Raw genomic sequence first — 12,919 nt, forward strand, 5'->3', positions numbered from 1 at the left:
ACTTGATACAATTATGGTGCATTATTTAGGTACAGAAAGTTAAAGCATACCACTCAAGGAGAGAATCACATGAAACGTGTATTATTTGTCGGCCAGAAACCGGAAACAGTGGATTTCTCTGACCCCGCTTTACCTCCTGGCTTTAATGCAGAGAAAATCCATATTGGGATTACAATTGGGATTAGCAAATTGGAAGAACATGGATGGCAAGCGGATGAATGTATGATCACACCTGACGAAAGGGGCTGCTCAACATTGGAGAAGCAACTTACATCGACAAACTATGATTGTGTGGTGATTGGTGCTGGCATGCGACTACCACCTAAAGGCTTAGTGATGTTTGAAAAGGTGATTAACCTGGTACATAAGGCTGCACCTACTGCGGCGATTGCCTTCAATACGAAACCGGAAGACACCGCAGACGCGGCTGCAAGGTGGTTACAAGCAAATTGAGGGGGTAAGCTTGCGGTAAGACATAATGATGGTATGGTCGATGAGTGGATACAGCTGGAAATGTCTTCACGTAAGTCCACAGCACCTTGCCGTATCGATAAGCTAGTAGGTTATGATAAGTACTGATCTTTGACATCTCATATAAATAAATTATCTTCTAAGATAAAATTATGAGCAATTTTAATGGTCGTTTGTGTGACTCGATGAATGGAGAAAAAATGCTGGTGGGATACATGCGGGTATCAAAAATGGATGGTTACAGTACGATTCTTTATTGGCAGCCGGAGTTCACGAGGAACTAATTTATAAAGACCTTGCATCAGGAAAGCGAGAAGATCGCTCTCTTGCGGGAGTGGCATCTGCTAGAGTTAGAGGAAGAAAAGGTGGCCGCCTCTACAAAATGATCCAACCTATCTTATTTTTTTGCGCCATCGGGGGCTGTCATCCAGAACGCGGCGAAGGATCTCCTGCCAAGCGCATAGTGGCATTGTGCCACATTCAGGAGATCCTTCATCGCAAGCATCCTCTGGATGCCCAGGCTTTTTAGGTATGAACTGATCTATCTCGTTCTTGTAAGCACTGTAATACATCATAAAAACTCAATTCACAGGCTTTTAACAACACTAATAAATGGAATACCAAATCAGCACTTTCATTAACTAACTCTTCTTTATTTTGATTTGTTGCCGCAATGACTGTTTCTATGGCTTCTTCACCCACTTTTTGTGCGCATCGGTGAATGCCTGATTCTAATAGTTTTGCTGTGTAACTGTTTTCACTATTAGTTTCAGCGCGCTCATTGATTAGTTCAATTAATCCATCAAGAAAACCAAGTGTGCTATTAAAAGGAGGCTGATAACAGCTATTATATCCTAAATGGCAGGCTGGCCCCTTGGGTATCACTTGAATTAAAAGGCTATCATTATCACAATCCGTACTGATATGCAGTACGGCCATGCTATTACCAGAAGACTCGCCTTTTCGCCATAGTCTTTTTCTACTGCGGCTATACATAGTTAATTGACCAGAAGTTAAGGTGGCAATTAATGACTCTTGATTCATATAGCCTAACATGAGTACTTTGCCATTTTCTGCATTTTGGATTATGGCGGGAAGCAATCCATTCATTTTGTGCCAGTCAAGGGTATTAATTTCTAAATCACTCATAATCGTACCTCTATTTTTTGTTCTTTAAGGGCTAATTTAATTTCTTTTATAGTGAGTATTTTGTCATGAAAAACACTCGCTGCCAAAGCTCCATTGACGCTAGATTGAAGAAAAACATTAATAAAATCATCAATTTTTCCAGCTCCACCTGATGCAATTAAGGGAACCTGGCATAGGGAACGCATTTCTTGTAATTGTTTAATGTCGTAACCTGAGCGTACGCCATCTGATTGCATGCAATTAAGTACTATTTCCCCCGCACCTCTATCTTGCACTTCTTGCAGCCAATCACGCGTTTTGCGTTTGGAATTCATACTTGTACTTTCACTTCCTGTATACTGATAGACATAATAATCATCATTGACCCATTGGCTGTCGATTCCTATGACTACACATTGACTTCCAAAACAATCACTTAGTTCATTAATTAATGAAGGATTCTCCAGTGCCGGACTGTTAATGGAAATTTTATCTGCGCCTGCATTTAGTATCGATTTAGCTTGTTCAAAGGTGCGGATTCCGCCAGCAACAGTGAATGGAATATTAATAGTAGCAGCAACTTGATTGACCCAATCGGGACATACAGAGCGATTATCACTACTTGCTGTAATATCATAAAAAACTAACTCGTCAGCTCCAGACGCAGAGTAATGGGCCGCCAAGGGTAGGATATCTCCGATGATTCTATGATTACGGAATTTTACACCTTTAACCACTTGATTATCGCGCACATCAAGACAGGGAATAATTCGTTTAGTTAACATTATTTAATACCTCTACTTTCTGTGGTTCGGAGGTTCAAGTCCGACAAATAGTTCTGTTCGTAACATAATTCTTCTATAAAACGAAACGATTACACCGACGAAGGGCGATTTACCTCATTTCTTCCTTAACTTGACGCCCATGGACCTTATATATTTATCCCGTATATTCAGCTAAGCATTGAGATAAATCAAAATGCCCCGTATATAAAGTTAATCCTAAAATAGCCGCGGCAACGCCAAGCTTATCAAGAGTCGCTATGTCTTCTGCTGAGCGTATGCCGCCGGAAGCTTGCCAGAATATCTGTGGAAAATGTTTGACGGCTTGCTGGTACAAATTAAAATTAGGTCCGGCCATCATGCCATCACAAGCTATATCAGTACAAAGTATTTCACTGATCCCCATCTCTTGATAATAAGCAACCACTTCCCACAAATTGCTGTTACTCTTTGTTTGCCATCCATTAATAGCAGGAACGGGAACATTGCCTTCCATACGAATATCTAGGGCCAAGATAATATATTCTGGTCTAATTGCTTCAATGATTTTTTGCGTTTCATCTGGATTGGAAATCGCAATACTGCCAATGACCAGTTTAGAAATACCTGCATTAATGCATTGTTGTGCTTGTTCGAGTGTTCTTATTCCTCCGCCTGCTTGAACTGTAATTCCGGCTTTTTGCATTGCGCTAATCAATGGCAATTGTTGCATGGCTCCTGCTCGAGCACCATCTAAGTCGACTATATGAAGACGTTGGGCTCCTATCTGAGCAAAATAAGCTGCTCGTTCAATAGGGGGAATATCAAACTGAGTGACTTTATCGAATTGGCCTTGTTTCAGGCGCACACAGGTGCCTGACTGTAAATCAATTGCGGGAATAATTAACATAAGGTGGACTCCAAAGACAAAAAGTTATTAAGCAAAATTAGACCTGTTTCTGCTGATTTTTCTGGATGGAATTGCATGCCAAAAATATTATCTTTGTTAATTATTGCTGAAAACTCATCGCTGTAATCACAGCTAGCCACAGTATACTGGTTCTTGTCTAAGGCATAACTATGCACAAAATAAACGTAATCTGCCGAGTCTAATCGCTGTTGTAAAGGGGTGTTTTTGCACCATTTTAATTGATTCCATCCCATGTGAGGCACTGGATAATATTCCTTTTTAGGGAGTAGCCTCGCTGCTCCTGGAATTAAGCCTAAACAATCAACCCCACCTTCCTCGCTGTATTCGAGTAATAATTGCATTCCAAGGCAAATCCCTAATATGGGCTGAGTCAAGTTGCCTAATAGTTTATCCAAGCCGTGTTCACGTAGAGCTTGCATGCCATAAGTCGCAGCTCCTACACCGGGCAAAATAACATGGCTGGCTTTGGCTATTTCTTTCGCATCGTGAGTTAATATATAGCTATAATCTAAACTCTTCAGAGCATTACCCAGAGAGGTCAAATTGTTCCCACTGATATCAATTACAGCAATCATAGTAACCCCTTCGTGGATGGTAGAGATTCGCTCGTTTTTGTGCATGCTTGACGTAAAGCTCTGCCTAATGATTTAAAACAAGACTCAACCATGTGATGGTGATTGCTTCCTGTAACATTAAGGTGAATGGTGGCGCCAAGAGCACTTGCTAGCGATTGAAAGAAATGAGGCACCATTTCTGTTGCCATACCGCCAACGAATTCTCGGGTAAATGGTGCTTTAAAATCACAATAACTGCGGCCGCTTACATCTATAGCGATTGAGGCAAGGGACTCATCCATCGGTAGAGTGAAGCCATAACGGTTGATACCCCATTTATCACCTAAAGCTTGTTTGAGCGCTTCTCCAAGGGCAATTGCCGTGTCTTCTACTAAATGGTGATCGTCAACTTCTATATCACCGGAAGCATTTAGTTCTAAATTAAAACCGCCATGTTTTGCCACCTGTTCTAGCATGTGGTTCAAAAAGGGTAGAGGAGTACGGATAGTAGCGGTTTGATCACTATCCAATGTTAACGTTAATTTAATCTCAGTTTCTTTAGTGATTCTGTTGATTTCAGCTTTACGCTGATTATTCAGTAGTGCGATGGCAATATCATTCCAAGAGTGTTCTGTAGAAACCGGTAGAAATCGAATTCCTAAATTATCGGCTAACTCCCTGTCAGTTTCCCTATCGCCTATAACTCCGGAAGCCTTTCGATCAAAGGTATTTTGTTTTATCCATTGATCCAATAATCCTGTTTTAGGTTTGCGGCAAGAGCAATTATCTTCTGGCATGTGAGGACAGATAAAAATTTCATCAAATATTATTCCCTGAGAAGTAAACAGGTCGAGAATAAAATCATGGCAAATGGCAAAATCCTCTTCGGGAAAACTAGGTGTGCCTATTCCATTTTGGTTCGTCACCATAATGAATTTGAAATTGGCTTTTTTTAATTGTAATAAGGCAGGAATTACCCCTGATGTTAGTTTGATTTTATCTAAAGAGTCTACTTGAAAATCAAATGGTTCTTCTACTAATGTACCGTCACGGTCAATAAATAAAACTTTCTGCATTTTAAAATCCTGAAATCTTAGTGTTTAAAAGTAACTGCTTTCTTAATTGTACCAATTTAAGGAAATAGTTTTTAATAATTGTTAATATTCCCCTTTGTTTTTCCCCTATTTTCTGACAAGAAAGAAGACAGTGTCGCTATAAGTAATTGATTCTGCATTTCACTCCCAACAGTAATTCTTAAATGGTCATGTAATGGTGAGTCAGCAGGGAAATCTCTAATAGCAATGCCTTCATGAGCAAGCAAAGCGGTTAGTTCTTTAGTGTATGATGTTCTAATCAAAATAAAGTTAGCTTCAGTGGGGTACACTTTTTCAATAAAGCGACTTTTTTGTAATTCACTGATGAGCCATTCTCGTGAAGTCTGAATGGTTTTAATAACGTCTGAAAACCAGTCGTCTCTCATTAGAGCATTTCGCGCTAACTCAATAACCACACTGGATAGGGTAAAAGGGGCAATAATTTTTTTAAATGCCTGTACGACATGGGATTGGGCAATAATACTTCCTAGGCGTAAGCCAGCCAAACCTGACGCTTTAGACATGGTGCGTAATACGACTAGGTTTTCAAATTGATTAATTAACGTGGTGGCGCTTTTTGCATTAGCAAATTCAATATACGCCTCATCAACCACGACAAGAGATTGATTTTTATATCGCTCACATACTGTTGCAACCAGATCTAAATCAATAAGATTTGCAGTAGGGTTATTGGGGCTACAAAACATAATAATTTTGCAGTTGGGCTTCCAGCTGTTGTTTATATTTTCTAGAGATAAATTAAAATTATTCGCTGGATCGAGTAGGCATTGGATAAGCTCTCCTTGCTGTAAACGAACATAAAATGCATACATAGGAAAGGTAGGCGGGAATTGCATGAAGGCATCTTGGCCCGCGGTTAAAAATAAGCGAGTGACTAAATCAATGCCGTCATCACTACCTCTAGTGAGCACTAATTGATCGCTTCGCACCTGGTAACGAGCTGCTAATTGCTCTTGTACTTCCTCTTGTAGCGCTATAGCCGGATAAAAATTGATATCAATAGGTTTTGTCTCTATTGGTGACCATGGTAGTTCATTAGCATGCAATCGATATTGTGCATTATTCCCACCAGGAACATAATTAGGGCTATTTAATAATTCTGGACGTATCAGGTTGAGTATGGACATTTAAACCTCCAAGCTATTTAGTCTGATTTGTATTGCATTGGCGTGGGCATCTAAACCTTCAATCTGCGCTAAAGTGACAGCTGCAGGCCCTAGGTTACAAATTCCTTCTTTACTAATTGATTGCACACTGAACCGTGTTAAGAAATCCGTAGTACTTAGGCCGTTGTGATTCCGTGCAAAACCGTTAGTAGGTAATACGTGATTACTTCCCGTAACATAATCGCCCATGGTCTCTGCCGCCCAAGGGCCAAGGAATATGGTACCAACAGCCGATATTTGATTTACCCAAGAAGAAGCATCTTCTTTATTGATAATTAAGTGTTCAGGAGCATAAGAGTTAACTATATTGATTTGTTCCTTCGCATCGGGACAAACAATGATCATGCTGTGCAGCAATGATTTTTTTATCAGCTCTTGTCTAGATAAGTTAGTTAATTGCAGCATTAATTGTTGGTTCACCTGCTGAGCATAGTCGAGGCTGTCACAGACTAATAATACTTGGGAATCTGCGCCGTGTTCTGCTTGTGCTAATAAATCTGCAGCAGCAAAATCAGGGCGTGCTTTACTGTCAGTCAGTACCATTACCTCAGACGGGCCTGCTGGCATGTCTATGGCGGCGCCGTAAGGATCACTGGCCACTTGAGTTTTTGCTTCGGTGACATAACTATTGCCTGGACCAAATATTTTATCGACTTTGGACACCGTTTCGGTTCCATAAGCCATTGCCGCAACGGCCTGCGCTCCACCTATAGTATATATGGTCTCTATACCACTCAAGCGTGCGGCAACGAGTAAATGCTCATTAATTTCTCCACTACTATCCGGAGGAGTACAAAGCACTTTTATTGGGCATCCAGCAACACGTGCGGGGATAGTTTGCATTAATAAAGAAGATACTAGAGGAGTTCTATTTCCCCCGGGCACATATAAACCAACTCGTTGAATAGGTCTGTAGGTATTGAGAATATCAATACCAGTAGCTGTAGTAACCTGAGTATTTTTTGGTAACAAAGCTTGGTGATACCTGGTAATAGTTTCTATGGCTTGATTTATTGCCGTCAACGATTGCGGATTAATTGTTGCATTTTGTATTTTTTGTAGAGGTACTTGAAGGGTATCGAGTTGTGCTTGGTCAAATTGTTGTGTCAATTCATATAAGGCTTTATCGCCCCAATTTCTTACCTTGTTGATAATAGCCGATACGCTTTCTTGAGTCGATCTAGTTTGAAAAGGACGAGATAAACATTGTTTTTTTTCTATTAAAGAGAGTGAGAGCCAATTTTTAATGCATAACATAATACTTACTCCAACATCTTTTCTATTGGTAAAACCAAAATAGAACTGGCGCCTAAACCTTGAATGGTTTCTAGTGTGTTCCAAAATACTCGTTCACTGGAAACAACATGCACTGCCACTTTATTGGGATTACCCGGTAAGGGAAGTATGGTTGGTGCTTCTGCGCCTGGTAAGTTCTCTGCAATTCCTTCTAGAGCCGATTTAGGGGCATGGAATACTATGTATTTTCTTTCCTGAGCTTGTTGTACTGCTTGAATTCGTCGGGTAAGCATGTCAAATAGTTCTTGTTGTGCAGGAGTAAATTGTTTCTGAGTTTGAATAAATACAGCTTGACTTTGTAAAATGGTATCTACTTCAATTAACTTGTTATCTTCCAAAGTTTGACCGCTAGATACTAAATCACAAATAGCATCTGCCATGCCCATACGTGGTGCTACTTCAACAGAGCCTGATAAAATAAGGCTGTCGGCGCAAATTTTTCTTTCTTTTAAATATTGATTGAGTAAATAAGGATAACTGGTTGCAATGCGCTTACCGTCGAGGCTACCTGGCCCTTGATAATCAAAGGACTCTGGAACTGCTATAGATAGCCGACAGGTACAAGTCCCCAATGCCAACATTTTATTGTATTGTTTTTGTGGTTTAGCAAGCGATGCTTCCAATAAAACGTTTTCTCCAACTATGCCGCCATCACATAAATTATCAAAGACTAAAGTGGGAATATCATCATCACGGACAAAAAGTAAGTCTATAGGGAAATTATCTACATGGGTTAGTAGAGCATTAGGTTTTATGCGGAATTTTAAACCACAGCGTTGTAAAAGGCTTAATGATTCTTCTGATAAACGCCCCTTTTTTTGTAAGGCTAAACGTAAACGTTCTTTCATCATTTTTCCATCCTATCTGCAATAAGATTATATCCACCGGTACCGAAGCTTAGGCAGCGGGCAACACGGGTAATCGTTGTAACACTTACTCCTGTTTGGTCATGAATAGTGCGGTAAGGAATACCTTGTCTTAGCAGAGGTATCACTTGCCATCTATCTGCCATGGACTCCAGCTCTGCAGGAGTACACAGGTCCGTGAAGAAGTTTAGCGCCTCTTCTTCATTGTTAAGCAAACTAATGGCGCGCATTAAATCAGGTAAAGCAGAATGTTTTATATTAGAATGTGATTTCATATTAATGTATTAACACGTTGTAACATAATTTGAATGATAATGATTATCTTTATTATTGTCAATATATTTGTTGAAATATTTTGAGTTAAAGTGCTAAATCGGATAAAGTAGTACACAGGATGAAAGATGTCTTCTTTTTTGCGATAGAGGTAGTAAGAGTTAAGCCTAAAACCTTTTGCCAACACGAATGATGAGGCATTCTTTGCTCTCTCAGATATCATCCATCATATCTGACAAATTTGCGTAAGATTTTTAGCTTATCTTTTACTGATACTGGATTTTCCAGATAGAAACTCTTAATGGGTGACGATTATGAAACCTTTTACTCGAGATATAACGCTAACTATTACTATAAAAATAATCTTGTTGTTTTTACTGTGGTGGGTTTGTGTTAGAGGGATGCATCCAGTTTTATCTAGCAATCAGGAATGGTTGTTAGGAAAGAATCAACAACCAGAAATTTCCCAAAACAATAATAAGAGGTGACTTGATGATACCTGTTAGTGAAGTGGTTGATCTATCTAGGTTACAGTTTGCGTTAACCGCACTGTATCATTTTTTATTCGTACCTTTAACCTTAGGGCTATCGGTATTACTTGCCATTATGGAAACTGTCTATGTAATGACGGGACGCGATATATGGCGCCAAATGGTGAAGTATTGGGGGGTATTGTTTGGCATTAACTTTGTCCTAGGAGTTGCTACCGGACTGACTATGGAGTTCGAGTTTGGAACCAACTGGGCTTATTACTCCCACTATGTAGGGGATATCTTTGGAGCGCCATTAGCGATAGAAGGAATAATGGCTTTTTTCCTTGAGGCTACCTTTGTGGGGTTATTCTTTTTTGGTTGGGATAAATTATCTAAGCTGCAGCATTTGGTGTGCACCTGTCTTTTAGCTTTAGGTACTAATTTATCCGCGCTATGGATTTTGATTGCTAATGGATGGATGCAAAACCCCGTAGGGGCCAAGTTTAATTTCCAAACGATGCGTATGGAAGTCAGTAGTTTCTATGATTTAATGTTTAACCCGGTAGCGCAGGCAAAGTTTGTGCATACTATCAGTGCCGGTTATGTTACTGGTGCTATGTTCGTTCTGTCTATTAGTGCGTATTTTCTGTTGCGCGGAAGAAATACAGCAATTGCTAAGCGCTCTATGACGGTCGCAGTTTCTTTTGGTTTGGCTTCAGCACTTTCAGTGGTTGTATTGGGAGATGAAAGTGGTTATGTGGCTAATGAGAACCAAAAAATGAAGCTCGCTGTTATGGAATCCATGTGGCATACAGAGAAAGCGCCCGCTGGCTTAACTATATTTGGTATTCCTGATGAAAAAACAATGACGACACGCTACGCAATAGATGTGCCTTTTGTATTAGGTATTATTGCGACGCGCTCATTTAATACCCCTTTGCAGGGTATTGCGGAATTGATTGATGAGGGAAAAGAAAAAATTAAAGAGGGGATGATTGCTTACGGTGCGTTGAAAACCTTGCAAAAAGACCCAAAGAATGAGCAAGCTAAGGCAGTATTAGAGCAACATAGTAATGTTCTTGGTTATGGTTTATTACTCAAGAAATATACAGAGAATGTGACTGATGCAACGGAAGAGCAAATTAACCAAGCAGCTCAAGATTTAAAGCCTAAAGTAGTGCCTATGTTCTTTTCTTTTAGAATTATGGTAGCTTGCGGCTTGTATTTTATTTTATTGTTTGCGACAGGTTTTTATCTTTCTGTTCGGCATAAATTGCACACTTCGCGTTGGTTTCATCGAATCGCTTTTTATTCATTGCCTCTTCCTTGGGTGGCAGCGGAGTTAGGCTGGGTGGTTGCCGAATATGGTCGCCAGCCATGGGTTGTTCAGGGAGTTTTACCGACGTTCATGGGGAGCTCATCACTATCCTCTGGGCAAGTAATGATTTCTTTAGCTGGGTTCGTCCTGTTTTATAGTACCCTTGCTGTTGTAGAGCTTTACTTGATGGTGAAGTATATCCGCCTTGGGCCTGACGGAATGCACAATTAATTTTAGGAGAGACTCTAATGCCTTTAGATTATGAAACTTTAAGAGTGATTTGGTGGGTCTTAATTGGTGTCTTATTAATTGGATTTGCAATAATGGACGGTTTTGATTTAGGGGTTGCAATGTGGCTACCCTGGATAGCAAAATCCGATATAGAAAGACGAGTACTGATTAATAGCATAGGTCCAACTTGGGAAGGAAATCAGGTATGGTTCATCTTAGGAGGAGGGGCTATTTTTGCTGCCTGGCCGATGTTGTATGCTATGTCTTTCTCTGGCTTTTATTTAGCGATGCTTATTGTACTCTTAGCATTAATTTTAAGACCGGTGGGATTTAAATACAGGTCAAAAGTAGAAAATCCAACTTGGCGATGTGCTTGGGACTGGGCATTATTTATTGGTGGTTTTGTTCCCGCTTTAATTTTTGGTGTAGCAATAGGAAATGTGTTACAGGGGGTTCCTTTTTATATAGATGAGAGTTTAAGACCATTTTACACAGGGACTTTTCTGCAATTATTAAATCCTTTTGCTGTATGCTGTGGTTTAGTGTCTGTGCTAATGCTTGCTATGCATGGCGCATTTTTTATTCAGGTAAAAACCGAAGGGGAGTTGCAGCAAAGGGCTAGAAGTTGTGCGCGAATTAGTGCTCTTTTAGTAGTTATCTTATTTATTGCTTGTGGCTTTTGGATTTATTCGGGTGTGGATGGATATGTCTTAACTAGTTCCGTGGCTCATGATGGTCCATCTAATCCATTGTATAAAGATGCGGTGGCTCAATTAGGCGCTTGGTTTAACAATTACAAATCTTATCCTATTACCTTAGCCGTACCAATCATTAGTATTATCAGTGTGTTATTGGCAATAATAGTTGCTCGTTTACCAAAAATAGCTTTTACGTTAAGCGCGTTGGGTATTGGTAATTTAATTGCGACTGTTGGAGTAAGTATGTTTCCTTTTATACTTCCTTCTTCAACTAATCCAAAACACAGTTTGATTGTTTGGGATAGCTCATCAAGTCAGTTAACTTTAATCATTATGTTGATTGCGGTAGCAATTTTTCTACCTATAGTTCTTGCATATACTGCTTGGGTTTATAGAGTATTGCGGGGCAAAGTTACTGAGAAGACGGTTAAAGACAATGAAGGCACTGCTTATTAAGGAGGCGGTATGTGGTATTTTTCTTGGATATTAGGCACTGGATTAGCATGCAGTTTTGCTGTACTCAATGCAATATGGTTAGAACTTAGGGAAGAGTATAATAAATAACTGTGTAAAGCCCTGTCATCCAGGGCGCAGCGAAGAAGCTCCTGCAAAGTACTTGTGCCATTCAGGATACACTCTGTCGCAAGCACCTCTGGATGACCACGGTATTCATAATTGACTAACAGTAAAAGTAGGTTGAGTCAAAATGATCCAACCTACAAGTAATTGTCCAGAATATCAAAGCAAAAATAGTAACTATTAGATGTATTTCAAGGCAGTTGCTACGGTTAATGATTGTTTATTAAAATCCAATTTTTCTTTTCTTGGCCCTAAGCCCCATATTGTGCTTGATATGCTTCTAATTTTTTTACTTGTTCATGTTCTTTGTTATTTTTTAAATAGTCGATTAAGTCGACCAAAGTAATAATGGAATAGACATTGATTCCTTGATTTCTAATTTCTGTAAGTGTTGATTTCTCTGTTTGGCCGCGTTCACAGCGATCTAGAGCAATAACGACGGTAGTAAGTATTCCTCCGTGCGCTTTTATTAGGCTTTGTGCCTCTCTAAATGCAGTACCCGCAGTAATCACATCATCGATTATTACGGTTTTTCCTGATAAAGGGGCACCAATCAATTGACCGCCTTCACCATGGTCTTTAATCTCTTTGCGGTTAAAGGTTACCGTAGTATTTTTGCCGTGTTCAGCAAGAGCTACTGCCGTAGTTGTTGCTAATGGTAGCCCTTTATATGCCGGACCAAACAAGTGTTCAAACTCAACTTTATTATCTAACAGCGTTTGTGCATAAAATTGACCTAATTGTCGTAATGCATTTCCCTCATAAAATAAACCAGCATTAAAAAAATAGGGACTGATGCGCCCAGACTTTAAAGTAAACTCTCCAAATTTTAAAACTTGGCTATCTAGAGCTAATTTTATAAAAGATGATTTGGTATGATTCATTCTTGATTCCTAAAATAATAAATTACACAAAACAAGTAGGTATTTTGCAAAAAATCCTTAACAATCAATAAAAAACTGTTATGCTAATCACAATGTGCGTGATCGGTCGTGCATGGAGAAGTGTTTATTATAGCGCATAAGGCTTTTAAGTAAGTGGGTTTTTTAAGTCTTTATG

At 39.6% G+C, this 12,919-nt stretch carries 16 protein-coding genes; 6 read left to right on the forward strand and 10 right to left on the reverse strand.

Annotated features, from left to right (window positions below; genetic code table 11):
• Nucleotides 1–69: 69 nt before the first annotated feature.
• Together LFA_RS05095 and LFA_RS20135 are read left to right on the forward strand one after the other, a co-directional pair.
• Entirely contained in the window at nt 70–453 is a 384-nt protein-coding gene (locus LFA_RS05095; protein ID WP_045095216.1) for a hypothetical protein, read from the forward strand.
• A 274-nt stretch (nt 454–727) separates the two neighbouring features.
• Nucleotides 728–1,000, forward strand: a complete 273-nt coding sequence (locus LFA_RS20135) for a hypothetical protein (RefSeq protein ID WP_045095217.1) — start codon at nt 728–730, stop codon at nt 998–1,000.
• Here LFA_RS20135 and hisIE read toward each other — a convergent pair.
• The 9 genes from hisIE to LFA_RS05145 form a co-directional block, all read right to left on the reverse strand.
• Entirely contained in the window at nt 997–1,620 is a 624-nt protein-coding gene (gene hisIE, locus LFA_RS05105; protein WP_045095218.1) for a bifunctional phosphoribosyl-AMP cyclohydrolase/phosphoribosyl-ATP diphosphatase HisIE, read from the reverse strand. The two genes, LFA_RS20135 and hisIE, sit on opposite strands and share 4 nt — an antisense overlap.
• On the reverse strand, nt 1,617–2,384 hold the full coding sequence (gene hisF, locus LFA_RS05110) for an imidazole glycerol phosphate synthase subunit HisF (protein WP_045095219.1): 768 nt from the start codon (nt 2,382–2,384) through the stop codon (nt 1,617–1,619). The genes hisIE and hisF overlap by 4 nt, the downstream gene beginning before the upstream one ends.
• A 154-nt stretch (nt 2,385–2,538) precedes the next feature.
• Complete coding sequence (locus LFA_RS05115; RefSeq protein WP_045095220.1) at nt 2,539–3,270, reverse strand: 1-(5-phosphoribosyl)-5-[(5-phosphoribosylamino)methylideneamino] imidazole-4-carboxamide isomerase; 732 nt, start codon at nt 3,268–3,270, stop codon at nt 2,539–2,541.
• Nucleotides 3,264–3,866 carry an imidazole glycerol phosphate synthase subunit HisH gene (gene hisH, locus LFA_RS05120; protein WP_045095221.1) on the reverse strand — a complete coding sequence of 201 codons (603 nt, stop codon included), beginning with the start codon at nt 3,864–3,866 and terminating at the stop codon, nt 3,264–3,266. Before hisH ends, LFA_RS05115 begins: the two co-directional genes overlap by 7 nt.
• Nucleotides 3,863–4,921 (reverse strand): bifunctional histidinol-phosphatase/imidazoleglycerol-phosphate dehydratase HisB, encoded by a 1,059-nt coding sequence (gene hisB, locus LFA_RS05125; protein ID WP_045095222.1) that lies wholly within the window; start codon nt 4,919–4,921, stop codon nt 3,863–3,865. Before hisB ends, hisH begins: the two co-directional genes overlap by 4 nt.
• Before the next feature lie 71 nt (nt 4,922–4,992).
• Nucleotides 4,993–6,087, reverse strand: coding sequence for a histidinol-phosphate transaminase (gene hisC / locus LFA_RS05130; RefSeq protein WP_045095223.1), 1,095 nt, complete (start codon nt 6,085–6,087; stop codon nt 4,993–4,995).
• Nucleotides 6,088–7,383, reverse strand: coding sequence for a histidinol dehydrogenase (hisD, locus tag LFA_RS05135; protein ID WP_045095224.1), 1,296 nt, complete (start codon nt 7,381–7,383; stop codon nt 6,088–6,090).
• Between the two features lie 5 nt (nt 7,384–7,388).
• The gene (gene hisG, locus LFA_RS05140; protein WP_084602229.1) at nt 7,389–8,270 is read right to left on the reverse strand and encodes an ATP phosphoribosyltransferase; all 882 of its coding nucleotides are present in this window, start codon (nt 8,268–8,270) and stop codon (nt 7,389–7,391) included.
• A complete protein-coding gene (locus LFA_RS05145) occupies nt 8,270–8,563 on the reverse strand; it encodes a YerC/YecD family TrpR-related protein (RefSeq protein WP_045095226.1) in 294 nt (97 codons plus the stop codon). Before LFA_RS05145 ends, hisG begins: the two co-directional genes overlap by 1 nt.
• A gap of 312 nt (nt 8,564–8,875) precedes the next feature.
• Here LFA_RS05145 and cydP point away from each other — a divergent pair, with 312 nt between their 5' ends.
• The 4 genes from cydP to cydX are packed head-to-tail and all read left to right on the forward strand — an operon-like array spanning nt 8,876 to nt 11,845.
• Nucleotides 8,876–9,049 (forward strand): cytochrome oxidase putative small subunit CydP, encoded by a 174-nt coding sequence (gene cydP / locus LFA_RS20040; RefSeq protein ID WP_172653460.1) that lies wholly within the window; start codon nt 8,876–8,878, stop codon nt 9,047–9,049.
• A gap of 4 nt (nt 9,050–9,053) precedes the next feature.
• A complete protein-coding gene (locus LFA_RS05155; protein ID WP_045095228.1) occupies nt 9,054–10,583 on the forward strand; it encodes a cytochrome ubiquinol oxidase subunit I in 1,530 nt (509 codons plus the stop codon).
• Nucleotides 10,584–10,600: 17 nt separating this feature from the next.
• Complete coding sequence (cydB, locus tag LFA_RS05160; RefSeq protein ID WP_045095229.1) at nt 10,601–11,737, forward strand: cytochrome d ubiquinol oxidase subunit II; 1,137 nt, start codon at nt 10,601–10,603, stop codon at nt 11,735–11,737.
• Between the two features lie 9 nt (nt 11,738–11,746).
• Nucleotides 11,747–11,845 carry a cytochrome bd-I oxidase subunit CydX gene (gene cydX, locus LFA_RS19195; protein ID WP_045095230.1) on the forward strand — a complete coding sequence of 33 codons (99 nt, stop codon included), beginning with the start codon at nt 11,747–11,749 and terminating at the stop codon, nt 11,843–11,845.
• A gap of 266 nt (nt 11,846–12,111) precedes the next feature.
• On the opposite strand, the gene pyrE is transcribed toward cydX, so the two are convergent.
• Entirely contained in the window at nt 12,112–12,744 is a 633-nt protein-coding gene (pyrE, locus tag LFA_RS05170) for an orotate phosphoribosyltransferase (RefSeq protein WP_045095231.1), read from the reverse strand.
• Nucleotides 12,745–12,919: the final 175 nt, after the last annotated feature.

Origin of the sequence: Legionella fallonii LLAP-10 (assembly GCF_000953135.1) — a bacterium.
GTDB lineage: Bacteria > Pseudomonadota > Gammaproteobacteria > Legionellales > Legionellaceae > Legionella > Legionella fallonii.